Consider the following 22,614-nt stretch of genomic DNA (forward strand, 5'->3'; position numbering starts at 1 on the left):
AACCGCGGCAGCCCCATGCGAACCATACGCGGCGGCGCCCGGCTTAACGCCGGAAGCCGGGCGAGCCCAGATCAACCAGAGAGTGCAACATGAAACGTACATACCAACCTTCCGTTACCCGCCGCAAGCGTACCCATGGTTTCCGCGTGCGCATGAAGACCCGCGGCGGCCGTGCCGTCATCAACGCGCGTCGCGCCAAGGGCCGCAAGCGCCTGGCAGTCTAAGGGCCTGGCGACCGGCCACGGCGGTGCAGCAGCTTGCGCCGCCTTGGCCACTCGCCTCGCCTTTTGGACGGCCGGTAGCCAGCAGCCAAGCACAGCTTTTCCGCTCGCTTTGCCTAGCGTGACTACCTTTGCCTACCCTAAAGCCGCGAGGCTCACAAAAACGGATGAGTTTTCATCCGTTTTTGCATTGCGTCCGCGCCGACGCAGCCAGCATTTCGTGCTGTATGTGGGCGAGAACGGCCTGCCGCAAGCCCGCCTGGGTGTCGTGGTTGGCAAGAAGTTCGCAGCGCGTGCCGCCGAGCGCAACCTGGTGAAGCGCATGGTGCGGGAACTGTTCCGCCAACGGCAGGACAAACTCGCGGGCCGCGATGTGCTGCTGCGCCTGCAGGCCAAGTTTCCGCGCGCGGAGTTTGCCAGCCGCACCGCGATACGCCGGGTGTGCCTGGCCGAGCTGACCAGCTTGTTCGAGGTAGCGGTGAAGCCGCTTGCCCCGCGCCCTGCCGCCCCTTCCGGGGTGTCGCCGCCAAAGTCCGCCGAGGCTGCGCCCACTGAAGTCCCGCCCTCGGGCGCTCCTGCCTGACCGGCCCGCTGCCATGAAGCGAATCCTGCTTGCCCTGCTGCGCATCTACAAGATCGCCCTGAGCCCGTTTTTCGGCTCGCAGTGCCGCTTCCTGCCCACCTGTTCCGATTACGCCCGCGAAGCGATCCTGTGCCACGGCGCAGGGCGCGGCAGCTGGCTGGCCGCTCGCCGGCTATGCCGTTGCCATCCGTTCACGGATGGCGGGTATGATCCGGTGCCACCGGCATCGGCAACCAAGCAAGACCGGGCTCGCCCCGCGACTGGCCGTCCAGTCACGATCCGGCTACCCCGCCCCTGATTTCCCCCGACCACAGCGAGACATGGATATCAAACGCACCATACTCTGGGTCATCTTCTCGATGGCCCTCGTGCTGCTCTACGACAACTGGCAGCGCGCCAACGGTCACCAGTCGATGTTCTTCCCGAGCGCGACGCAGCAGGCTCCGGCAACCGCAGGCGGCGCTTCGGCCCCGCAAGGCGACGTGCCCAAGGCCAATGCAACGGCCGGCGCCGCCGCAGGCGCTCCGGCGTCCGTCCCGGCAGCCGCGGCCCAGCCGAGCGGCGAGAAGATCGTGGTCAGCACCGACGTGATGCGTGCCCAGATCGATACCGCCGGCGGTATCCTGACGCGCCTGGAACTGCTGAACCACAAGGAGCATGACGGCAAGCCGGTCGTGCTGTTCGAGCGTGACCAGACCCGCACCTACATGGCCCGCTCCGGCCTGATCGGTGGCGACCTGCCCAACCACACCACGGTGTTTACCGCTTCGGCGGGCCCGCGCGACCTGGCTGGGTCGGACAAGGTGTCGTTGACGCTGACGGCGGAGAAGGACGGGGTCAAGCTGGACAAGACCTATACCTTCCACAAGGGCAGCTACGTTGTCGACACGAAATTTGCCGTGACCAACGACAGCGGCAAGCCGATCTCGCCGACGCTGTACATGGAACTGACGCGCGACGGCAGCAAGGTCGAGCAGTCGCAGTTCTATAGCACCTTTACCGGCCCGGCCATCTACACCGACGCCGACAAGTACCACAAGATCACCTTCGACGACATCGGCAAGGGCAAGGCTTCGGTCCCCGCGGCCGGGTCCAGCGGCTGGGTGGCGATGGTGCAGCATTACTTTGCCTCGGCGTGGATTCCGCAATCGGGCAAGGAGCACAGCTTCTACGTCGAGAAGATCGACAACAACCTGTTCCGCGTGGGCGTGCAGCAGCCGCTGGGCGCCATCGCCCCGGGCGCCACGGTGAGCACCGATGCGCGCCTGTTCGCCGGCCCGCAGGAAGAGCGCATGCTCGAGAAGATCACCCCGGGCCTGGAACTGGTGAAGGACTACGGATGGCTGACCATCCTGGCCAAGCCGCTGTTCTGGCTGCTGGAAAAGATCCACGGCTTCCTGGGCAACTGGGGCTGGTCGATCATCGGGCTGACCGTGCTGATCAAGCTGGTGTTCTTCCCGCTGTCGGCGGCTAGCTACAAGTCCATGGGCAAGATGAAGGACCTGCAGCCCCGCATGACCGCGATGCGCGAGCGCCACAAGGGCGATCCGCAGAAGATGAACCAGGAGATGATGGCGCTGTACCGCACCGAGAAGGTCAACCCGCTGGGCGGCTGCCTGCCCATCGTGATCCAGATCCCGGTGTTCATTGCGCTGTACTGGGTGCTGCTGTCGTCGGTGGAAATGCGCGGTGCGCCTTGGCTGGGCTGGATCCATGACCTGTCGGTGCCGGATCCGTTCTACATCCTGCCGGTGCTGATGGCCGTGTCGATGTTCGTGCAGACCAAGCTGAACCCGACCCCGCCGGACCCCGTGCAGGCCAAGGTCATGATGATCATGCCGCTGGTGTTCTCGTTCATGTTCTTCTTCTTCCCGGCTGGCCTGGTGATGTACTGGGTCACCAACAACGTCTTGTCGATCGCGCAGCAATGGCAGATCAACCGGATGCTTGGCAAGAGCAAGGCGAAGACCGCCGCGGTGGCCAAGGGCTGACGTTGAGACCGGGCCGGCGGGTGGCAAACCCGCGCCGGCCCGGCACATGCATCAAAGAGGTCGCTCAAGGCGTCAATGGCGGCCTCACTGAAATCCCCCGCAAGTTTCGGCTTGCGGGGGATTTTGCTTTTCCGGAGCGTGCTTCGCCAGGTGGCGTTGCCGTGGCAGCAAGACACCATGCAGAAGGTTTGCCAAATTTTGCCAAACTCGCTAGCATGAACGCATGAGCACAATGAATATCTCTCTGCCTGACACGCTCAAGGCCTTTGTCGATGAGCAGGTCAACCAACGCGGCTACGGCACCAGCAGCGAGTACGTGCGCGAGCTGATCCGCAAGGATCAGGATCGCCAGCACCTTCGCGGCCTGCTATTGGCGGGTGCCGATTCGGCGCCGACTGCGCCGGTGGATAGCGACTACTTCGACGCCCTGCGAGCGCGGGTGCGCAACGCTCGGGGATGAGGGCCAAGCCTGTCGTCCCGAGAGCGCTTGCCAGGCGTGATATCGAGGAATCGGTCAACTACTATCTGAACGAAGACGCTGAGCAGGCAGCACTTGGATTCATTGACGCGCTGGAGCAGGCCTACGTGCACATTGGCAAGTATCCAGCCGCCGGCTCGCCCCGCTACGCACACGAGCTTGATCTTCCGGGCCTACGCACCTGGCCACTGGCGCGCTACCCGCACATCGTGTTCTACGTTGAGCGCGACAACCACATTGATGTCTGGCGCGTCCTGCATGGCATGCGAGACATCCCCGCCTGGCTGCGTGACAGCGACGAGGTTTCCCGATAACGCTTGCGCAGGCACGGCCAGGCGCAAGGCGGTAGGCCACCGTCGCGACCCCATCGGACCGTCTCCTCAATCCAGCCGCTTGCCCGCTGTCTCCCGCACCATTGCCAGTCCCGCCAGCGACGCTATCCCGCAGCCGATCACATACAAGGCCGGCGCGTTGCGGTTGCCGGTGAAATCGATCAGCCAGGTCGCCAGGAACTGCGCAAACCCGCCGAACACCAGCACGCCGATGCAGTAGACCACCGACAGTCCCGTGGCGCGAATCCGGCGGGGAAAGAGCTCCGTCAGCAGCACCACCGACGGCACCGAGTTAAAGACCAGCATCAGCGCCAGCACGGCCACCGCGGCCAGCAGCACCTCGAGCGTGGGGTGCGCGTTGATCAGCAGGAAGGCCGGGTAGATCAGCAGCAACATCGCCACGCGCGACCACAGGATGGCAGGCTTGCGCCCGACGCGGTCCGACAGGCGGCCAGCATAGGCGCACAACGCCACCTGCACCAGCGCGGCGAGGCAACCGGCGCCCATGCCGACCGACAGCGGCAGCTTGAGCACCGTTGCGGCGTAGCTGGCCATGTAGTGCAGCACGATGTAGTTGGCGGAAGTACCGCCGATGGTGATCAGCACGCCGGCCACCACCGCGCGGCCGTGGCCGACGAACACCTCCGACAGGCCCGCGCGCTCGCTGGTGGCGCCGTGTGCGCCCGCCGTGGCGGACTCGCCGGTCTCATCCAGATGCCGCCGGATATAGAGGCCAACCGGTATCACCAGGATGCCGAGCACGAAGGGCAGGCGCCAGCCCCAGCTCTCCAGCGCGGCGGGTGGCAGCGCATTGGTCAGCACCAGGCCGACCAGCGAGCCGAGCAGCACGCTCACGCCCTGGCTGAACAATTGCCAGCTGCCGAAGTAGCCGCGCGAGTTGTCATCGGCGTACTCCATCAGCAGCGCGGTGGATGCGCCCATCTCGCCACCGATGGCAAAACCCTGCACCAGCCGCGCCAGCACGATCAGCGCCGGCGCGAACAGGCCCGCCTGGGCATAGGTGGGCGCCACCACGAACAGCGCGGAGCCCAGCCCCATCATCCACAGCGTCAGCGTCATGGCCGGCTTGCGGCCAACGCGGTCGGCGTACAGGCCGATCAGCACGCCACCCAGCGGCCGCGCCACAAAGCCCACGCCAAACGTCGCCAGCGACAGCATCAGCTGCCCGAGCGCACCCTGCACCGGGAAGTACAGCCGGCCGATCATCACGGCAAAGAAGCTGTAGACGGTGAAGTCGTAAAACTCGAGCCCGTTGCCGATGGTGATGGCGGCGATTGCGCGGCGCGTGGGCGCGGGCAGGGCGGGCGCGGCGGCAAGCGCCTGCGCCGGTGCGGTGGTGGACATGGTCCGGTCTCCTTGAATCGCTAATCGTTTTTGCTTGTTTTTGCTTATTGCCGGGCATCCGCCCGGTCATGCCCGTGGGCGGCGCGGCTCAGGCCAGGTAGCGCTCGGCCAGCTTGACCCAGTAGGTGGCGCCCAGCGGCAGGCAGGCGTCGTTGAAGTCGTAGCCGGGGTTGTGCACCATGCAGCCGCCTTCGCCATCGCCGTTGCCGATGATCAGGTAGCAGCCGGGGCGCCGCTCCAGCAGGAAGGCGAAGTCCTCGCTGCCGGTGAGCGGCACCATGTTGTCGATCAGGCTTTCGTCGCCCAGCCATTGGCGCGCCACTTCACGGGCCAGTTCCGTTTCGGCGGGATGGTTGACCAGCACCGGATAGCGGCGGTTGTAATCGACCTCGGCGCGCGCGCCGAAGCTCTCTGCCTGCGCGTGCGCCAGCGCGGTGATGCGGGTCTGGAGCAGGTCGCGCACCTCGGCCTTGAGCGCGCGCACGGACAGCCGCATCTCGGCGGTGTCGGGAATCACGTTGGGTGCATTGCCGGCCTGGATGGCGCCAACCGTGACGATGGCCATGTCGAGCGGGTTGACGTTGCGGGCCACCACGCTTTGCAGCGCCATCACCATGGAGGCGCACACCACCACCGGATCGATCGCCTTGTGTGGCATCGCGCCGTGGCCACCGCGCCCGCTCACGCGGATGGTGACGGTGTCGGACGAGGCCATGAAGGGCCCGGACAGGAAACCGAACTTGCCGACCGGATGGCCGGGCATGTTGTGCAAGGCGAACACGGCGTCGCAGGGGAACAGCGTGAACAGGCCGTCGTTCATCATTTCGCGGGCGCCGCCCATGCCTTCCTCGGCGGGCTGGAAGATCAGGTGCAGCGTGCCTTTGAAGGGCTTGTGCTCGGCCAGGTACCTGGCGGCGGTGAGCAGGGTGGCGGTATGGCCGTCGTGCCCGCAGGCGTGCATCTTGCCGTCGAGCTTGCTGGCGTAGGGCAGGCCGGTGGCTTCCTGGATCGGCAGCGCATCCATGTCGGCGCGCAGGCCCAGCGCGCGGCCCTCGCCGTTGCGCAGCGTGCCGACCACGCCGGTGCCGCCCAGGCCGCGGTGCACCGCGTAGCCCCAGGCCTGCAGGCACTCCGCCACGAGGTCGCTGGTGACGAACTCCTCGAAGCCGAGCTCCGGATGCGAATGGATGCGGTGGCGCAAGGCCACCATCTCGGCTTCGATGACCCGGATGCCTGGCAATACAGGGGATTGGGTCGATTGGGTGGTCTGCAGCATGACGGTCTCCTTGTGGGTGCCGGGTGGCGCAAGCCATGCCGGCGGCGCCCCCTTGGAACAGGAGCCGATCATAGGCAGCGTCCAACTGCCGCGGGAAGCCGCAATCTTGTTATCCTGACAACCATTGGTTGTCTCTTTGGCCGACCCACGCCGCCGCCTACTTCGCGCGATCCATGAAACTCCATCAATTGCAGGCCTTGGTTGCCGTTGCCGACGCCGGCAGCATCCGTGCCGCCGCGCGCCTGCTGGGCCACTCCCAGGCGGCGGTGACCAAGGCGCTGCGCGAACTGGAAGCGGAGCAGCGCCTGGCACTGCTGCTGCGCACCGCGGGCGGCGTTGGCTTCACGGAGACGGGGCACCGGCTGCTGGGCCACGCCCGCCTGGTGGTGGGCCAGCTTGACCGCGCCAACGCGGAACTGGCGGAGCTACGCGGCGAGGTGGGCGGGCGGCTGTCGATCGGCGTCACGCCCTGGGTCATGCTGACGTTCCTGTCCGAGGCGATACTGCATTTCCGGGAGCGCATGCCGGGGGTGCAGCTTGAGGTGTTCGAGGGCCTGACGGCGGTGGCGCTGCCGCGCCTGCGCGAGGGCCTGCTCGATTTTGTGGTGGGCCCGTTCACGCCAACCATGTCGGGCCAGGAGTTCGACTGCGAGCTCCTGCTCGCCTACGACTCCCGCGTGGTGGCCAGGCGCGGCCACCCCTGCGCTGGCAAGACCTCGCTGCATCAGCTGCTGGACCAGGACTGGGTAGTGAACTACACGCCCGCCACTTATCCCGCGATGATGCAGAACCTGTTCTGGCAACACGGCGCCGACATCGAACCGCGCCATCTGCATCGCGCCCATTCCACCTCGTTGCTGCTGGAAATGGTGCGGCATGCGGGCATGATCACCTATTGCCCGCGGCCGCTGATGTTCACCGATGCGCTGCGCGGCTGGGTGCAGGCGGTGCCGGTGGCCGAGCGCTTCGAATCGAGCCAGCTCGGCATCATCGCGCGCCGCAGCGCGATGCGTGGCGCGGCCGCGCAGTGCTTCGTGGATGGCCTGCGGGCAGTGATCCGGCGACGCGCCCGTTCCGCCGCCCCGGCGGACCGGGAGTTGTTCGATCTGCTGACGCTGTTGTTCTGAGCCGCCTCGAGGTTGCGACCGGACGCCGTCTCAGGCCAGGTCGAGCACGCTCATGGTGGCGTTGAAGCGGCTGACCAGCACCGCCTCGCCGTGCACGCTGGCGAAGACATCGGCCTCCACCACGATGATCGTGCGGCCGGATTTCAATACGTCGGCGCGGCAGGTCAGGCGATCGCTGCGGGCGGCGCGCAGCAGGTTGATCTTGAATTCGGCGGTGACCACATGGCGCCCGGCGTCGAGCATGGTGCTGGCGGCGGCACCGGCGGTGTGGTCGGCGATGGTAGCTTGCACGCCGGCATGCACGATGCCGCCATGCTGCAGGTGGCGGGGCGTGACCAGCAGTTCGCTCTCGCACCAGCCCGGCCCGCAATCCACCAGCCGGATGCCTACGTCCGCGACAAAGGCAGCCTGGCGAAAGCCGGCCTCGATGGTGTCGCGCAGCAAAAGCCGCTCTTGTTCGGTGGACATGGCGCTGCTCCTCGCACGGGTGGTGATCGGGTACGGCCTTGTGATGGCAGGCCGGCTGGCGTTGCCAGCACGCATTGCAACCCGAAGCGCGCAGGCTGTCAATGGAGTGCGGCGCAACCGGCACAATCGCCTACACTGGCCTACACTGATTAGACGTGCCCTGAAACGTGCCGCGAAACGTGCCCTGAAGCTGGCCTCCGCAAGATCAGGCTGTTCCGGTAGATACGCCTACGCCGATACGCCATGCGCGCCGCCAATCTTCCCCTGCAGTTGCATCCTCGCATGCGCGCCATCGATGCCTTCATCGTGCTCGGCGATGCGGGCCTGGTGGCGGTTGCCGATCAGCTGGATGCCCTGCACCGGYGCGACCATCCCGACGATGTGCATGCGTTGCGTGTGGCGGTGCGGCATCTGCGCGCCGTGTGCTGGGCATTTGCCCCGGCCTTGCCCAAGGCCATCCGCGCGCGCTGGGATGATTGCCTGCGCAAGCTGGCGCAGGCCGCCAGCGATGTGCGCGACTGGGACGTGTTCATCAGCCAGACCTTGAGCCCCGCGCTGGACTTGCAGCCTGAGGATCCGGTGCTGCTGGCGGTACATGACACCGCGATCACGCGCCGCCACTACGCACGCGCCACCATGCTGGCGCAACTCACCGAACACCAGCACTGGCCACTGCCCGTGCTGCACCGCGACCTCACGCACCTGGGCGATGGCGGCGCGCAACGGGCGGGCGCCGCCGCGCAGGACCGGCTGGCGGCGTTCGCGCGCCGGCGGGTGCGCCGCGCGTGCAAGCGCGTGAAGTCGCTGGCGCACGCAGCGCGCTCGCAAGACCTGGCGCGCGTGCATCGCTTTCGCATTGGCAGCAAGCGGCTGCGCTATGTGATCGAGGCCCTGAAGCCGGTACTGGCCAAGCGCTATGCCAAGCGCCTGCACCGCAAGCTGGTGAAGCGCCAAGGCAGCCTGGGTGACCTGATCGACGGCGTGGTGGCACGCCGCCTGATGATGGAGTGCCTGAACATGCCCGCGGCGGATGCGGCGCATGCGCCGGGTGCCACGGTTGCGCCGGATCGATCTGCGACAATATCGCCATGACTGCCACGACTGCCATGACCGCAACCCACTCCCTCCAGCCTCGTTCCGCTCGCACCACGCCCATCGCCGCCATTGCTACCGCACCCGGGCGCGGCGGCATCGGCGTGGTGCGCGTGTCCGGCCCCGACGTGAGCGCGATTGCGCAGGCCGTGTGTGGCCAGGCGCTGAAAGCCCGCCACGCCACCTACCTGCCGTTCCTGGATGCGCACGGCAAGGCGATCGACCACGGCCTGGCGCTGTACTTCCCCGCGCCGCACTCGTACACCGGCGAGGATGTGCTGGAGCTGCAGGGCCACGGCGGCCCGGTGGTGATGCAGATGCTGCTGGCGCGCTGCCTGGACGCCGGCCGCGAGATGGGCCTGCGCCTGGCCGAGCCCGGCGAGTTCACGCGCCGCGCCTTTCTGAATGACAAGCTCGACCTGGCCCAGGCGGAAGCCGTGGCCGACCTGATCGAGGCCAGCACCGAAGCCGCCGCGCGCTCGGCCGCGCGCTCCATGGAAGGTGTGTTCTCCGACGCCATCCGCGCGCTGGTGGAACAGGTGATCCACCTGCGCATGCTGGTGGAAGCCACGCTGGATTTCCCCGAGGAAGAGATCGACTTCCTCGAAGCCTCCAACGCGCGCGGCCAGCTGGCCGATATCCGTGATGCGCTGGCCGGCGTGCTGGCGCAGGCCAAGCAAGGCTCGCTGCTGCGCGAAGGCTTGTCGGTGGTGCTGGCGGGCCAGCCCAATGTGGGCAAATCGTCGCTGCTCAACGCGCTGGCCGGCGCGGAACTCGCCATCGTCACGCCGATTCCCGGCACCACGCGCGACCGCGTGCGCGAGACCATCCAGATCGAAGGCATCCCGCTGCATATCATCGACACCGCCGGCCTGCGCGAAGACGCCACCGACGAAGTCGAGCGCATCGGCATCGAGCGCACCTGGGACGCCGTGGGCCGCGCCGACCTGGTGTTGCACCTGGTGGACGCGGCCGACTACGTGGAACACGGCTTGTCGGAGATCGACGACGCCATCGACGACCGCCTCTCCGGCCACCTGCCGCCGGGCTCGCCGATCCTGCGCGTGGTCAACAAGATCGACCTGGCGCCCAAGGTAGGCGAGCACCACTTCGGCGCGGATCGCCCGCACGTGGTGGCCGCCATCGGCCCGAACCCGGCCGAGGTATGGATCTCCGCGCGCACCGGCGCCGGCATCGACCTGCTGCGCAGCCAGTTGTTGCGGCTGGTGGGTTGGCAATCGGGCAACGAAGGCACCTTCCTCGCGCGCGAGCGGCACCTCACCGCGCTGCGCAACGCGCAATCGCACCTGGACCTGGCCGAAGAGCGCGCGGCGCAAGAGGCGCAGGCGCTGGACCTGTTCGCCGAAGAACTGCGCCTGGCGCAGGACCATCTCAACAGCATCACCGGCGAGTTCAGCAGTGACGATCTGCTGGGGACGATTTTTACGCGGTTTTGTATTGGGAAGTAACTTGAGTTCCAGAACGGAAGCAAGAAAAATCCAATCAACCGTGAACTGGGCCACGAACGGATGCAGATTACGGCGGTCTACCAGGGCCGCCTGTTTTTCAGACAGGGTTACTTAGGGACGCACCTGGATAGTCAACTGGTCGAGCGCTCTGGCAGTCTGCCGAGTGGGAGTAGAGGCCCTCTCAAATTGGCATTCTATTGCTCCTGCCCTCGGGCTTCCCACATGCCCACGAATCAAGCTTTGCAGTAGGTACGATTTCCCATGCTTGGATAAACTGCCCACTCAACCTGCTCATGACCTCGATAATATTACATCTATCCATTCCTTTGCCCACATCCCCACGATATAAAAAGAAAGGCCTATTATGATAGCGGGAAGATATCCAGCTATCATTCCCACGCAAACCTCAAATATGAAACAAATCAGGGATCCAATGACTTTTTTCAGTTTTTCCAAGGGACTTCCCCAAATAGCCAACAAGACTAAATAATATTCTCGCCGACCAAACAATAAATGTGAATCGCACTCATTGGCATTGGGAATTTTCTGCTTTTTTGCATGGAATCGTCTGTATCGATCTGACGAAATAGGTAGCGTGGGAATCAATGGTGGAACGATGCCGAAGGCGAACTGGAACCATCTCAATGCGCTCCTGGGAAGCCGTGGGCCGCGCCGACCTGGTGCTGCATCTGGTGGACGCGGCCGACTACGTGGAAACAAGTAAGCCGGCTTCGGGCCGGCTTCAGCCCTGCTTCACCGGCATGCAGATCCGCGTCTGCAACTGCGCGGGCGGCATGGTGCGCGGATCGTTCACGTACTGCTCGAACATGGGAAAGTCCGCCGGCACGACCCCGCTGGTCGGCAGCCATTCCGAGAACATCCAGTTGTAGGCCTTGCCCATCTCGTTGTAGGGGCCTGTGTAAGTCAGTATCGCGCAGCGGCCCGCCGGGATTTCGAATCGCTCCAGCTCGTCGCCCAGGTCGGCATCCGGCGCAACCGGCATGCCGGCCAGCGAGCGCAATTGCTCTGCCGGCACCTGTTCGGGATCACTGAAGTACACGCCAAAACCGATGGCGTCCGGGCTGGCAAGGCCCCGGCTGGCCGCCAGCATGAAGACGCGGGTGAACACCGGGCCGATTTCCTGATAGCTGCCATGATGGGGCAGCGCGGCCAGAACGGTGCCGGGAAAGGTTTCGATCTTGATGGGATACATGCCTAGCTCCTGAGGGTTGAAGGGACCGGAGCGGGCTGCGCGATACCGCCCCGGCGGTATGCCGAAGGCCGCGCCAAATGCCCGGTTGAACGCCGCGTCTGACTCGTAGCCGGCCCGCAGCGCCACATCACGCAATGAAACTTCGGTACCCGCCAGCGCGATTGCCGCACGGTGCATGCGCAGGCGTTGTACCGTGGCGTTCACCGTTTCTCCGATCATGGCGCGATAGACGCGATGAAAGTGATACGGCGACAGGCAGGCCAGGTCGGCCAGTTGGTACAACTCCGGGTCGGCGTCGGGGTGGCTTGCCAGCCACCGCAGGACGGGCTCCATGCGTTGGGCGTACTGGATTCGGGTCTCGGGTTTCATGTGGTCTCCATGGCGTGCAATCTACCGGCGGCCGGTTTGCAGATTTTGCGGTTTTTTTGTGGCTTGGCTAGCGCGAAGTGCGGATAAGCGCATGCGGGTCGGTTGTGGGTCGATTACGGCAAGCCGCAGCGCACAGACTGGTCCGCCCTCGCCACAACGATTCCGCACACCCTCCTATACTGAAATCCCACCCCCATCTCGCCCGCCGCTGGTCAACGCGGCTGCCAGCGCGCGAGCCAATAGCAGAAGTGCCGCGCGGCAAGCCAACCAGGCAAAGCAAGCACAGGAAGCAGGGGCCTGAATCCCGCACGGGCATCGACGCCAGGCGTGTAGCATGCGGCGCGGATGTACGCAGGGGTTCACACGAGAAGTCGCACGGGCTCCTGTCCATGCAAGACCGGCAAGGAGATCATCATGACCAACGCGCAAGGACAAATCGTCGGCACCCTGAACCACCTGATCGAGGTCGGCAAGGACGGCGAGCTCAGCTGCACGACCGGCGCCCGCGAGGTGCATAACCCCGAGATACGCGCGATTCTCGCGGGCACGGCGGAATCGTGCCGCGCCTCGGTGATGGAGTTGCAGGCACTGGTGACATCGCTGGGCGCGGAACCCCGGGATCGCGGCAGCATGGGCGGCACGCTGCATCGCGGCTGGATGGAAGTGTTGCACGTGATCGCGCCGCACAACGACGATGCGGTGCTGCAACTCTGCGAGCGCGATGAGGAAACGGCGAAACGCGAGTACCAGTCGGCGCTGATGAAGGACATGCCGCCCGAGATCCGCGCGGTGGTGCAGCGCCAGTACGAGGGCATCCAGTGGCATCACGATCGCATCCACGCCATGCGCGGGATGCAGATTCATTGAGGCTGCGATGCGCTGATCGTCGGCAATCCCCTGCGATAAGTAGCAAAGACCGGCTGCCTGCCTGACGCCTGACGAACTACCAGACGAACGGGACCAGCCGGTATCGCACCCGGGCCGCATAGGCCGCGTAACCCTTGAGGCCGCGCTGCAGCTCGCGGTCTTCCATTGCCGTGCGAAACACGATGGCGCCGATGAGCACCAGCGATGCGGCCACGCCGTACCAGGAGCCGAGCATCAGCGCATTGGCCGGCAGGAACACCAGCATGGTGGCATAGAGCGGGTGGCGAACCACGGCGTAGGGGCCGCTCGACACCACCCGGTGCCCGCGCTCGGCCTGGATCCTGACCACGGCCGCAAGGAAGGTGTTTTCGTGAAACACGCGGTCGATCACGAGATATGACAGCACCAGCAGCACTGCGCCCAGGCACTGGAGCCACAGCGGCATCGCGGACCAGTGAAAGCGCCCCGCATCCAGGCCCATCAGCACCATCCATGCGATCCACGCCACGAGCACGATCGGCAGCAGGATCTTGTCCCAGAACGGCTGGCCGCGTTGCAGCGGCACCTTCATGCGCTCGGCGAGCAGCGCCGGATCGTGCCGCGCCAGGCGTTGCGTGAGCCAATAGCCGCCGCCAAAAAACACAATGAGATAAGCCCAGGCGGCGGGCCAGGCCAGCGTGCCCGCCGCGCCAAACAGCAAGGCCGCAAAGAGCAGGCCCTCCGCCGCCAGCATCATGCCGACCTTGAATCCCATGGCGCCTGCCTCCTTGCCGCCGAACCGGTAGCCGCGCGTTTGTCGTTTGTCATGTCTCCACGTTAGCACGCACTTGGTATGCCGGCGCACAGAGCGTGCCGGCGGGGCAAGCTAGATTCATCCCGCATGCCCACCGGTTGCGCGCGCCGCGCGCGGCCCGCCGCGCCGCAGCGCGTTGTGGCGCGGCGGCAAGCTAGGGAGGCATGGCAGAGTACCGCGCCCCCCGATACCTTGAGGGGTAGGAAAAAAATGAGCCGTCGCGTTCTAGAGCTGACCGGGCTTCGCAGCGTCGCGGTCATGCTGGTGGTCATCAGCCATGCGGAGCACATGGCCAAGGGGGGGTACACGGGATTGCTTGCGCCATTGCGATATCTCGCGAATGGCGGCGTCGGCGTGTTCATCTCGTTCGTGCTGAGCGGCTTCCTGATTACGGAGCTGCTGCAGGCTGAGTGGCGCGCCTGCGGCTCCATCAGGCTGATGCGTTTCTATGGCCGCCGCGCGCTGCGCATCTGGCCGGCTTTCTACGTCTACCTGATCGCGCTGGGCCTGTTCGGCATCGTCGGGCTGATCGATGTGGATGCGCGGCAGCTCCTGTTTGCGGCCGCGCACCTCTGGAATTACTCCGAGATGCTCGGGCTGGGCAACGTCAACATGGCGCATCCCACCGGCGCGTGGCTGCTCGGCCATTTCTGGACGCTGGCGCTGGACGAGCAGTTTTACTGGCTGTGGCCGCCAGCGCTGTTGCTGCTGCTGCGCGGCAAGGACCCGCGCTGGCTGATGCTGGTGATCTTGCTGATGCCGCTGGTGAGGGTGCTCTGTTATTTCACGACGCCTTCGTTGCGCGGGCAATTGGGGTTGATGCTGCACACGGGCGTGGACCCGGTGCTGATGGGTTGCTACATCGCCCTGGACCGCGAGCGGCTGACGGCGCAACTGAACGCACGCTTCGCCGGCGCGTTCGCGCTGCCGGCGCTGATCCTGGTACTGCTGCTTGGCCTGCCGGTCATCGGCACCGTGGCCGGCGGTATCTGGACGGCGACCTATGGCCCGGTGGCGCTGGCAGCGGCGGTGGGCCTGCTGATCCTCGCCGTGGTGGAGCGGCCCGAGTTGTGGATATCGCGCCTGCTCCGGAGCAAGGCCTTTGTGTTCGTGGGCACGATCTCGTTCAGCTTGTACGTCTGGCAGCAGCTGTTTACCAGCACGGCGTCGCCGCTGGCGCTGCGCTTCCCCTTTTGCATCCTGGAGGCACTGGCAGCCGCTGCGCTGAGCTACGTGCTGGTCGAAGCGCCTTTCCTGCGGCTCAGGAGCTGGCTTGGCAAGCGAGGGCGGGCAGCAGCCCTGGCGGCGGGGAGCGAGGAGGGCGGCGCGCCTGCGCCCGGCGTCGAGGCCGAACCGCTCCAGGACTTGCCGCAGCAGGCCTTGTAAGCGGGCGTTGCTGCTGGCCTGGGGGTTGGCCTGGGTTGGCCTGTGTTGGCTGCCACACCAACGCGGGCCAGGCCGCGCGGTACCTTTTGACATTGCACCACGGCAGCCCGGAAGGCCCGCCCGCGCCGGGCGTGGCCATCCCAGGCAGGGAGTGAACATGAACCGTGACGGTACACACGTTTCCGCGCTCGACGGTGTGCGGGGCCTGGCGGTCCTGATCGTCATGCTCTATCACTTTGCCCACGTGGGCCTGGTGTCGGACCTGCCGCTCGACCGCCTGTTCTACCGGTTGTCGATGACGGGGTGGATTGGCGTGGATATCTTCTTTGCGCTGTCGGGATTCCTGATCACGGGCATCCTGCTGCGCACCAAGGGCGCGCCCAACTACCTGCGCGCGTTTTACGGGCGCCGCGTGCTGCGCATCTTTCCGCTGTACTACTTCTACCTGGCCGTGCTGTTTCTGCTGCTGTTCCCGCTGATCTCGCACCGGATTGGCGACAACGAGCAGGCCAAGCTGGGGGCGGTGCAGGCCAGCTGGCCGTGGTTCGCGCTGTATCTGTCCAACCTCAAGCAGGCGCTGACCGGCACGTTCTTCGGCGCGGGCGCGGGGCATTTGTGGTCGCTTGCCATCGAGGAGCAGTTCTACGCGGTGTGGCCCTTGCTGGTGTTGTTGCTGCCGTTGGCCGCCATGCGCCGGCTCTGCCTGGTGCTGCTGGCGGGAACGCTGGCGGTGCGCGTCGGCATGGTCTTGCAAGGCTTCAGCGCGGACGCCATTTCGGTGTTCACGCCGGCCCGGCTGGATGGCCTGGTGGCGGGCGCGTTGCTGGCGATGGCGGTCCGGCGCGGATTGCGCTTCAAGCCCTGGCTGGTGAAGGCGGCGCCGTTGGCGCTGCTGGTGCTGGCGGGCGGGCTCGCGGCCATGGGTTCCCGGCTGGAATCCAGCCCGGTGATCTACACCGTGGGTTTCTCGGTGGTTGCCATGGTGGCGGTGGGCCTGATCTACGCGGCCTGCGCCACGGACCGGCACGCCGTGTTCAGCAACCGGTGCCTGGTGTTCCTGGGCAAGTACAGCTACGCGCTGTACGTGTTCCACCCGATCATCCGCGTGGTGGCGGTCAAGGCGTTCGGCGAGCCGCGCCTGCTGTTCGGCAGCCAGATCCCGTGGCAGCTGGGCTTTTCGGCGGCGTGCCTGTGCGCCTCCATCGCGGCGGCCTTGCTGAGCTGGCACCTGATCGAAAAGCGCTTCCTGGGGCTCAAGGACATGCTGTTCCCCAACCGGGTTCCCACACCAGCGCCGCCCCCGCCATCCGCTGCCTTGCCAGCGCGGGACACATTTGGCACCGAGCCCGCCAGGCGCGGACGGCCCATCATCTAGGCGTGCTGATCCGCGGCGGGCGGCGGCCTGGCAATGCCGGGCCGCTTGCCCACCGATGAATCGCATGCGGGCACGGCCAACCGCTACAATGGGCCGTTTCAGCGAACGAGCCCCTGCCATGACCGATCATCCCCGCTTTACCCTCAATCGCTCGCTCGTCGTATTGGTGCCGCAGCAGCCTTTCTTCGAATGGATCATGGCCGTGGATATCGACCCGGTAGCCACGCTGACCCTTGAGCATGTGCGCGAGGACCAGAGTGTGTTCCTGGTGCCGGACGATGTCTCGACCATGGCGGAAGCGCTGCAGTGGGTGGAACAGCGCTGGCGCGCCCTGTTCGAATTCATGCTGGGGGAGTGGTTCGACGAAAGCCTGTGGCCGCAAACGCTGACGCTGCAGCAGTTCCGTGACTGGTTCACCGTGCAGCACCACTCGATGGTGTTCGACATGGCGCCGGACACCCCGGTCGAGCATGAAGACTGGGAAGACGAGGACGAAGACGACGACGAAACCGGGCTGCGGAACCTTCACTGATCGCGGCTTGCCGGTTGGGGCTTGATGCGGCGCAGCTCCGGCAGCCCCGTAGCAAGCCAGCCTTACGTCACACCGCCGCCATGAAGTCCATGCGCATGCCCGCCCGGATCCCCACACGGCACCCCGCCCAGGCTGTGGACAAGTCTGTGGAGAAGACCGAACAACCCTGTGGGCAAAGCTGTGGGCAACTTTTTTGGCAAGCCCCGCCCGAGCGCCCGGCCTGGCACCGCCAGGCCTTGCCACAGGCGGGCTGGCAGCCGAGCCGAGCGTGCCGGCACGCAGCGCGCGCGCTCGATGCGCGCGGCCGGTGCCTGCCGGCGCAATGGCCCATTTCTATTGCAGGAAAACCCGGATGTTGAACCGTACCCAGCAAATCCTTATCGGCGTTGTCGCCCTTGCCGTCCTTGGCATGTTGTGGCTCACCGGCAACCATGAAGCGCAGCAGGAAGAGCCGGCCCCCGAGCCGGTCACGGCAGCGTCCGCGGCGGTGCCGGAGCCCAACGCCGGCGCGCGCGGGGTGCCCAAGAACGGCACGCTGGACCCGATCAGCATCGACCCGAACCGCTCCACCGACATCCTGCCGCAATACCAGGCGGACACCCTGGTCGACGATTACCAGGAGAACGCGGGCGCGGCCAACGACCGCTACCTGGGCAAGTATTTCATCGTGGAGGGCGTGGCCAGCGGTGTGCGGCGCGAGGGAAACGACACGGTCTTCCTGGATATCCGCTCCAATAGCCCGACCCTGGTGGTGCGCGCCAAGCTCCTGCCGATCCAGATCTGCGGCCCCGCCGGGCGCACGTGCGAGGTGGAAGCGCGCGGCACCATGGTCCGGCGCGGACAGAAGGTGGCCGTGGAATGCACCGGCGCGGGCCAGGTGGAAGGCTCGCCTGTCCTTGAGGATTGCCTTGTGCGTGGCGGCGCCAACTGAGCGCGAGCACTGACTTACCCGGATTTACCCAGATTTACCCAGATCAATATCCAGCATGCAAACCCTGCTTTCCGTACTCGCCCTGACCATCCTGATCGTCACCGTGGTGGGCCTGGTCTCGCCACCGTTCATTAGCAACGCCTTCCTGAAGGGCCGCCCGGTGGGGCGCCTGCAGATCCTGCTGGTGGGGGTGTTCCTTGCCGCGATCTGCCTGATGGTGGTGGGCACGATGGCCAGCGGGGGGGCGGCAAAGGCTTGAGGCCGCCGGTCGGGCCAAGGCTGCGTGCCAATCGCCACACCGGCGGCCTGTAGGACACATCCCACAACAGGATCGGTGCGCTATCGATAGTGGCGCGTTCCGGCGTTGCATATCGTTCCATCACGATACGAATAAACGTCAACGACGGGACATGGCCCGAAGCTCCCCTGGAGCGAAAGCCACGCTGAATATCATGATGGAAGATCTCTCCCGGGGCACGTTGCCTGCCCCGCAAGCCCAGGCTCTCGCCAACATCCTCGCCATCACGCGCCGCGAGTGGCAGGTGGCCGGGCTCGGTCACCTCGCCGTGGATCGTGGCCGCCCGCGCGGCTGCCGCGACCAGCTCACGCAGCGCGCCGCCCGCGCCTTCGAGGCGCAGGTGATGGCGCTACGCTGCCGCCAGGCCGTTGTGCTCTGAGGCTAACCTCGGGCGAGCAGCAGAACCGGCGCTGGACCGGCACAGGAGCGGCACAGGACCGGTTTACCCGCTCTGTTCCAACGATTGCCGCCGCCGCAATGGCCTAAAGTTGGCGGGCGCGCTTGCCGACAACCCGGTTCGGCACTCTTGCACCAGCGATTCCAGGAACATCATGAAAAAAGCATTGCTAGCCGCCAGCCTAGGCTTGCTGGTCACCGGCTGCGCCACGTACCAGGCCGTCGTCCCGGTCGACCGCGGCGACCGTATCGCCTCCATGCAGCCTGCCGACGGCACGCTGTTTTGCGTGATCGCCAACCCGGGCAGCGGCGGCAATGCCTATGCGGAATTCATCCGCGACTCGGTGCAGCAGCGCGGCTTTGAGTTCAAGATGCTGTCGCCCGGCTCGTCGGTGGCGTCGTGCCCCTATACCGCCACGGTCTACATGCAACGCCAGACCTACTGGCGCGATTTCCTGAGTACGGCGGAGATCATCGTCTATATCAATGGTGAGCGCGCCGGCAAGGCGAACTACGACGCCCTGCGCAGCGCCGGCGGCATCAACCTGAGCAACCTGGTCCCGCCCGAGATGAAGATCGACGAGCTGTTCGAGCAATTGCTGCCCGGCATGCGGCCAAAGCCGTCCACGGCCGGCACGCCAGGTGCGCCGGCCGCGCCGCAATCGCCAGCTACACCGGCCTGAACAACGCCGCCGGCTTGACGACGGCGTACCCATTACAGCGATAAGTGCGGCACCAGTCTCTTTCTAGGTGCGCAAACGCGCCCTTCGATCAGCCGGTCAGCCTACCAGTTGCCCCAGCCGCACCACGGTCACGCCCGGGCGCAGTTGCCGCAGCGACGGCATCACCAGCACGCAATCCGGATACGGCGTGACCACCGGCTCGCCGTCGCGCCAGCCGATCACGGTGCCGGCTTCGGCGAAGGTTTCCAGCCCGGTGTATGGGCCGGCAAAGCGGAAATCCATGCTGCTGGCGACCACGGGCTCGGTCACGCGTACCACCCGCTGCGGCGCCACGGGCAGGAGCCAGCCTGCAGGCACGTCGCCCGCGTCGATCACGCCGGCATGGAGCAGGAAGCGCGCGGTGCTGTCCTGGGCCACGCCCACGGCGGCGGTTTCCCAGTGCTGGCCGCATTCGATCAGCAGCGCGTTCCTGGCGCTGGCGGGATCGCCAAAGCCTTCGTAGTCGCGCATGCGCCGTCCTTCCGGATGGCCTTCGTCCACGATCACATTGGCGGGCGCGCGCACGGCGCGCGACAGGGCGATGCCCTTGTCGAGCGGGCCGGACACGATCAGCGGCAGGCTCTTCTCGTGCATGGAGTGCAGGTCGAGCAGCAGGTCCACGGTATCGATGACCGGGCGCATGGCGCGCGCGCGGCGCAGCTCGGACGAGTCACGGGTGGTGTCGTCCAGCACGGCCGCCGTCCATACGCGGTTGAAATCCTGGTCGACATAGCGCGACGCATCCGGGCGGGCGGCATCGAAGCTGTGGTACGCGTCGACGTTGGCAAAGGCCAGCGTCAGGCGGCCGCGGCGCGGGCGCAGGCCCAGGTCCAGCAGCGCCTTGACGGTGATGGCGCCGCACACCTCGTTGCCGTGGGTGAGCGCGTTGACCATCACGTGCGGGCCGGGCACGCCGCTGTCGAAGGTGTGGACGTAGGGCACGCCGGCGTTGCCGGCGGCGTAGGCGGAGATATCGGGGAATGCGACTTCAACCGGGTAAGCGTCGAAGCTGGGGGCAGTGATCGTCATGTTTTCAGGTCAGCAAGATTGCCAGTGATAGCGACTGAACAGGGAAAGTAGCGAAGGAAGCTAGGGAAGCGAGGGGAGGCGGGCGGCAACCGCCGGCACCGCCACTTGCGACAAGCAAATGGTACGCCTGCCGCCGTCCCCTTATTCGTGAATGCCAGCAGTCTGGACGATGCTCTTGTACTTCACCGTCTCGCGCTTGATAAAGCTGGCAAACTGGCCCGGGCCGCCCGGCGCCACTTCCACGCCGGCCTCGGCCAGCTTCTTCTTCACGTCAGGCATGGCCAGCACAGCCTGCATCTCGGTGTTCAGGCGATCGACCACGGCGCGCGGCGTATTGGCCGGCGCCATCAGGCCAAACCACACACCCATGTCCACGCCCTTGAGCGCGCTGCTTTCCGCCAGCGCGGGCACGTTGGGCGCCACTTGGGCGCGGTGCCCTTCGGTCACGCCGTAGGCCTTGACCCGGCCAGCCTGGATATGCGGCAGCGCCGACGACAGCACCATCACGGCGAGGTCGATCTGGCCGCCGAGCAGGTCGGTGGACATGGCGGACGCACCCTTATAGGGCACATGGGTGATGTTGACCTTGCCTTGCTGCTTGATCAGCTCGCCGGCCAGGTTCAGCGGCGTGCCCACGCCGGATGACGCATAGGCCAGCTTGCCCGGCTGCGCCTTGGCCAGCGCGATCAGCTCGTCGGCGTTCTTGGCCGGCAGCGCCGACTTGCCCACCAGCACCATCGGCTGGGTGCCGACGAAGGTGATCGGCGCCAGGTCGCGCTCGCCGTCGTAGCGCACGGCGGGGTTGGTCAGGCGCGCGATCGAGACCTCGCTGCCCGAGCCCATCAGCAGCGTGTAGCCGTCGGCGTCGGCCTTGACCACCTTGGACGCGCCGATGGTGCCGCCCGCGCCGCCCAGGTTCTCGATCACCACGCTCTGGCCCAGGCGCTTGCCCAGTTCCGGCGCGATGGTGCGCGCCACCAGGTCGACGCTGCCGCCCGCGGTATAGCCCACCACCAGGGAAATCGGCTTGGTCGGCCAGCCCGAGGCGCTGGCGCCGCCGGCAAGCAGGCAGAAGGATGCGGCAGCAGCCGCACGCAGCAGTTTGTTCATGGCAGGTCTCTCCGTTTTTAGATTTGCGCCGTATGCAGACAGGCAAGGTATGCAGGCATGCGGCGATCTTAGAGAGCGTGCGGCCGCAGCAACGTGCGGCTTTGGCAATGGCGCTTGCCGTTTTGGCAAGGGTGGGGGATCGGGGACCGGGATCAGGCCGCTGCCCGCACCAAGGCGGGCCCGGCGCGTGGCGCCGAACAGCTAGCCCGCCACCGCCGCATGCCAGAAGGCCTCGCCCAGCGCCCGCATGGGTGCGCGCGGGCGATACAGCAGGATCTGCATCACGAGGTCCGTTTCGCCGCCCACCTCCAGCCCGGCGCGCACCAGGCGACCGGCGTGCAGGTCATCGGCGATCAGCCGCGCGGGCAGCCACGCCAGGCCCATGCGCTGGCGCACCATTTCATGCACGGATTCGGCGAAGTCGCTGACCGCGATCACGTCGAGCCGGCTGGCCAGCCCGCGCCGGGCGATCTCGCCGTTGACCATGCGGCCCAGGGTCAGCGTCGGCGCGTAGGCAATCATCGGCACCGGGGCGCGCTGCCCGCGTGCGAGCAACTTGTACTGTGGGCCGCCGCCATCCGCCGCCGCGCTCACGCAAACGAGGCGTTCCTCCCCCACGAAGTGGTACTGGTAGCGCGCGCTGTCCAGCGTCACCGGCTGCTCCGGCGAGTTGTAGCAAAGCAGGAAATCCGCGTCGCCTTCGGTGAAGATCGCCAGCGCGTCGTGCGTGGGAAAGGTGGAAAGCCGCGTGCGAAAGCCCGCAGCCGCCTTGTCGTTGCGCAGCGCATGGCGCAGGCCGGCCAGCCACGCCGGCACCATCGAGCGCGCCAGCGTCTTGCCGGTGACGATCACCACGGTGCTGGCATCGGCCCGATGCGCCGCGCGCAGCGACATGCGCGTATCGTCCAGCGTGCGCAGCGCGCTCTGCGCGGCCTCCAGGAACTGCCGCCCCTCATCGGTGAGGCGCACCGGGAACACGCTGCGATCGATCAGCGGCGCGCCCGCCCAGACTTCCAGCGCCTGCATGCGGCGCCCGAACGCGGGCGGCGTGACATTGCGCAGCTCCGCCGCGCGCGCCAGGCTGCCGGCCTGGGCCAGGCACACAAAATCCTCCAGCCAGCGGATATGCATAAGGACTCGCGCCAGGGCGCGCGCAGAAGTTGAATGGGGACGATCCGGGCAAATGCCGCC

Annotated in this window: 25 protein-coding genes; 17 read left to right on the forward strand and 8 right to left on the reverse strand. The window is 66.4% G+C overall.

The window, feature by feature from the left end:
- Window positions 1-89 precede the first annotated feature (89 nt).
- From rpmH to AB4061_RS27140, 6 genes are all read left to right on the forward strand, one after another.
- Window positions 90-224 (forward strand): 50S ribosomal protein L34, encoded by a 135-nt coding sequence (gene rpmH / locus AB4061_RS27115; RefSeq protein WP_006578231.1) that lies wholly within the window; start codon window positions 90-92, stop codon window positions 222-224.
- 118 nt (window positions 225-342) lie between these two features.
- The gene (rnpA, locus tag AB4061_RS27120) at window positions 343-804 is read left to right on the forward strand and encodes a ribonuclease P protein component (protein ID WP_441639321.1); all 462 of its coding nucleotides are present in this window, start codon (window positions 343-345) and stop codon (window positions 802-804) included.
- A gap of 13 nt (window positions 805-817) precedes the next feature.
- Window positions 818-1,102 (forward strand): membrane protein insertion efficiency factor YidD, encoded by a 285-nt coding sequence (gene yidD / locus AB4061_RS27125; RefSeq protein WP_441639323.1) that lies wholly within the window; start codon window positions 818-820, stop codon window positions 1,100-1,102.
- Between the two features lie 22 nt (window positions 1,103-1,124).
- Entirely contained in the window at window positions 1,125-2,795 is a 1,671-nt protein-coding gene (gene yidC / locus AB4061_RS27130; RefSeq protein ID WP_441639325.1) for a membrane protein insertase YidC, read from the forward strand.
- Between the two features lie 223 nt (window positions 2,796-3,018).
- On the forward strand, window positions 3,019-3,255 hold the full coding sequence (locus AB4061_RS27135; RefSeq protein WP_441639327.1) for a type II toxin-antitoxin system ParD family antitoxin: 237 nt from the start codon (window positions 3,019-3,021) through the stop codon (window positions 3,253-3,255).
- Entirely contained in the window at window positions 3,252-3,587 is a 336-nt protein-coding gene (locus AB4061_RS27140) for a type II toxin-antitoxin system RelE/ParE family toxin (protein ID WP_441639329.1), read from the forward strand. Before AB4061_RS27135 ends, AB4061_RS27140 begins: the two co-directional genes overlap by 4 nt.
- A gap of 66 nt (window positions 3,588-3,653) precedes the next feature.
- Here the strand turns inward: AB4061_RS27140 and AB4061_RS27145 are convergent, their stop codons facing one another.
- Window positions 3,654-4,970 (reverse strand): MFS transporter, encoded by a 1,317-nt coding sequence (locus AB4061_RS27145; protein WP_441639331.1) that lies wholly within the window; start codon window positions 4,968-4,970, stop codon window positions 3,654-3,656.
- Window positions 4,971-5,058: 88 nt separating this feature from the next.
- Window positions 5,059-6,180 carry a M20 aminoacylase family protein gene (locus AB4061_RS27150; protein ID WP_441639383.1) on the reverse strand — a complete coding sequence of 374 codons (1,122 nt, stop codon included), beginning with the start codon at window positions 6,178-6,180 and terminating at the stop codon, window positions 5,059-5,061.
- A 239-nt stretch (window positions 6,181-6,419) separates the two neighbouring features.
- Between AB4061_RS27150 and AB4061_RS27155 the strand changes: the two genes are divergently transcribed.
- Window positions 6,420-7,373 (forward strand): LysR family transcriptional regulator, encoded by a 954-nt coding sequence (locus AB4061_RS27155; protein ID WP_441639333.1) that lies wholly within the window; start codon window positions 6,420-6,422, stop codon window positions 7,371-7,373.
- Between the two features lie 30 nt (window positions 7,374-7,403).
- Here AB4061_RS27155 and AB4061_RS27160 read toward each other — a convergent pair whose 3' ends face one another.
- Window positions 7,404-7,841, reverse strand: coding sequence for a PaaI family thioesterase (locus AB4061_RS27160; RefSeq protein WP_441639335.1), 438 nt, complete (start codon window positions 7,839-7,841; stop codon window positions 7,404-7,406).
- 243 nt (window positions 7,842-8,084) lie between these two features.
- Between AB4061_RS27160 and AB4061_RS27165 the strand changes: the two genes are divergently transcribed.
- Both AB4061_RS27165 and mnmE read left to right on the forward strand, forming a co-directional pair.
- Window positions 8,085-8,933 carry a CHAD domain-containing protein gene (locus tag AB4061_RS27165; protein ID WP_441639337.1) on the forward strand — a complete coding sequence of 283 codons (849 nt, stop codon included), beginning with the start codon at window positions 8,085-8,087 and terminating at the stop codon, window positions 8,931-8,933.
- A 14-nt stretch (window positions 8,934-8,947) separates the two neighbouring features.
- Window positions 8,948-10,402 (forward strand): tRNA uridine-5-carboxymethylaminomethyl(34) synthesis GTPase MnmE, encoded by a 1,455-nt coding sequence (mnmE, locus tag AB4061_RS27170; RefSeq protein WP_441639385.1) that lies wholly within the window; start codon window positions 8,948-8,950, stop codon window positions 10,400-10,402.
- A 742-nt stretch (window positions 10,403-11,144) separates the two neighbouring features.
- On the opposite strand, the gene AB4061_RS27175 is transcribed toward mnmE, so the two are convergent.
- Window positions 11,145-11,984 (reverse strand): AraC family transcriptional regulator, encoded by an 840-nt coding sequence (locus AB4061_RS27175; RefSeq protein ID WP_441639339.1) that lies wholly within the window; start codon window positions 11,982-11,984, stop codon window positions 11,145-11,147.
- Window positions 11,985-12,398: 414 nt separating this feature from the next.
- Here AB4061_RS27175 and AB4061_RS27180 point away from each other — a divergent pair, with 414 nt between their 5' ends.
- A complete protein-coding gene (locus AB4061_RS27180; protein WP_441639341.1) occupies window positions 12,399-12,851 on the forward strand; it encodes a PA2169 family four-helix-bundle protein in 453 nt (150 codons plus the stop codon).
- A 76-nt stretch (window positions 12,852-12,927) separates the two neighbouring features.
- On the opposite strand, the gene AB4061_RS27185 is transcribed toward AB4061_RS27180, so the two are convergent.
- Window positions 12,928-13,605, reverse strand: coding sequence for a methyltransferase family protein (locus tag AB4061_RS27185; RefSeq protein ID WP_441639343.1), 678 nt, complete (start codon window positions 13,603-13,605; stop codon window positions 12,928-12,930).
- Window positions 13,606-13,854: 249 nt separating this feature from the next.
- On the opposite strand from AB4061_RS27185, the gene AB4061_RS27190 reads away from it, so the two are divergent.
- From AB4061_RS27190 to AB4061_RS27220, 7 genes are all read left to right on the forward strand, one after another.
- Window positions 13,855-15,030 carry an acyltransferase family protein gene (locus AB4061_RS27190; protein WP_441639345.1) on the forward strand — a complete coding sequence of 392 codons (1,176 nt, stop codon included), beginning with the start codon at window positions 13,855-13,857 and terminating at the stop codon, window positions 15,028-15,030.
- Window positions 15,031-15,187: 157 nt separating this feature from the next.
- Entirely contained in the window at window positions 15,188-16,405 is a 1,218-nt protein-coding gene (locus tag AB4061_RS27195) for an acyltransferase family protein (protein WP_441639347.1), read from the forward strand.
- A 118-nt stretch (window positions 16,406-16,523) separates the two neighbouring features.
- The gene (locus AB4061_RS27200) at window positions 16,524-16,937 is read left to right on the forward strand and encodes a hypothetical protein (protein WP_441639349.1); all 414 of its coding nucleotides are present in this window, start codon (window positions 16,524-16,526) and stop codon (window positions 16,935-16,937) included.
- A 352-nt stretch (window positions 16,938-17,289) separates the two neighbouring features.
- Window positions 17,290-17,868: an OB-fold putative lipoprotein gene (locus AB4061_RS27205; protein WP_441639351.1), complete on the forward strand. Its 579-nt coding sequence runs from the start codon at window positions 17,290-17,292 to the stop codon at window positions 17,866-17,868.
- A gap of 55 nt (window positions 17,869-17,923) precedes the next feature.
- The gene (locus AB4061_RS27210; RefSeq protein ID WP_174424410.1) at window positions 17,924-18,127 is read left to right on the forward strand and encodes a hypothetical protein; all 204 of its coding nucleotides are present in this window, start codon (window positions 17,924-17,926) and stop codon (window positions 18,125-18,127) included.
- Window positions 18,128-18,320: 193 nt separating this feature from the next.
- Window positions 18,321-18,545, forward strand: coding sequence for a hypothetical protein (locus AB4061_RS27215; RefSeq protein ID WP_441639353.1), 225 nt, complete (start codon window positions 18,321-18,323; stop codon window positions 18,543-18,545).
- A gap of 172 nt (window positions 18,546-18,717) precedes the next feature.
- Window positions 18,718-19,245 carry an Sbal_3080 family lipoprotein gene (locus tag AB4061_RS27220; RefSeq protein WP_183035742.1) on the forward strand — a complete coding sequence of 176 codons (528 nt, stop codon included), beginning with the start codon at window positions 18,718-18,720 and terminating at the stop codon, window positions 19,243-19,245.
- A gap of 96 nt (window positions 19,246-19,341) precedes the next feature.
- On the opposite strand, the gene AB4061_RS27225 is transcribed toward AB4061_RS27220, so the two are convergent.
- The 3 genes from AB4061_RS27225 to AB4061_RS27235 all read right to left on the reverse strand — a co-directional run bounded on the left by AB4061_RS27225 (window position 19,342) and on the right by AB4061_RS27235 (window position 22,554).
- Window positions 19,342-20,313, reverse strand: coding sequence for a M14 family metallopeptidase (locus AB4061_RS27225; protein WP_441639355.1), 972 nt, complete (start codon window positions 20,311-20,313; stop codon window positions 19,342-19,344).
- A 141-nt stretch (window positions 20,314-20,454) separates the two neighbouring features.
- The gene (locus AB4061_RS27230) at window positions 20,455-21,423 is read right to left on the reverse strand and encodes a Bug family tripartite tricarboxylate transporter substrate binding protein (protein ID WP_441639357.1); all 969 of its coding nucleotides are present in this window, start codon (window positions 21,421-21,423) and stop codon (window positions 20,455-20,457) included.
- Between the two features lie 201 nt (window positions 21,424-21,624).
- A complete protein-coding gene (locus tag AB4061_RS27235) occupies window positions 21,625-22,554 on the reverse strand; it encodes a LysR family transcriptional regulator (RefSeq protein ID WP_441639359.1) in 930 nt (309 codons plus the stop codon).
- Window positions 22,555-22,614 lie beyond the last annotated feature (60 nt).

The organism is Cupriavidus sp. YAF13 (assembly GCF_052113425.1).
GTDB lineage: Bacteria > Pseudomonadota > Gammaproteobacteria > Burkholderiales > Burkholderiaceae > Cupriavidus.